Source organism: Bacteroides sp. HMSC067B03, from assembly GCF_001811315.1.
Classification (GTDB): domain Bacteria; phylum Bacteroidota; class Bacteroidia; order Bacteroidales; family Bacteroidaceae; genus Bacteroides; species Bacteroides faecis.
In genome coordinates this window covers 1-644 of sequence record NZ_KV804456.1, presented here as the reverse complement: position 1 = coordinate 644, position 644 = coordinate 1, and the positions used below count along the sequence as shown (strand labels likewise).

The following is a 644-nucleotide window of genomic DNA, read 5'->3' as shown; positions in this document are numbered from 1 at the left end:
GCGCTTTCGACATTCTTAACCAAGTCTTTCGGATCAGCAAAATCGCTGATCATCACTTTCGATTCCGGATCACGATGGTAAGGAGCGTATAACTTGCTCCGTTCCGTCTCCTTCCTGATTTTTGCCAAATGCCCGTCGGGCATTGAGAAATAAGGATGTGCGACCGTGAATATCTCACCGGATTGCCCTACGTTGTTCGCAAAGGCATCCGGTATCGTCACAATAGGCGTAGCAGGCGTTTCCGGTTCGTCCGTTTGTTCGACATAACACCTGCACCGATATCCGTTGGGCGGGTAGTTCTGCAGCCAAAACGGATCGTTAATAGGTTTTACGACACCATCCAGTATCCTATGTGATTCTCTTACCCGTTCATCCCCTGCAGTCACATACTTCAGGTTAGGCATTATATCCGCATTCTCCTTGAATTCCTGCCATTCACTGGCGCGTCTGCAGCTTGTTTCTGTCGTTTCAAATTCCGTGCGAAGGTAATTTTCATTATAGTCTTTATGAATTGCCATAACCTTTTCCCGGAAGTCCTCATAAGAAAGTTTTTTCCCCTTATCATCATAAAGGGCATCATTCATCTCCTTAATTTCCTGATACGTCTTCGCTCCGGAGAACTTGAACAAGTTGTCACGTATCCG

The 644-nt window shown here is 46.3% G+C and carries 1 protein-coding gene; it reads right to left on the bottom strand.

The genetic code is table 11. The annotated features are described in order from the left end of the window. Positions 1-644: phage head morphogenesis protein (locus tag HMPREF2794_RS22785; RefSeq protein ID WP_168166625.1), on the bottom strand; the 644-nt coding region annotated here is incomplete at both ends.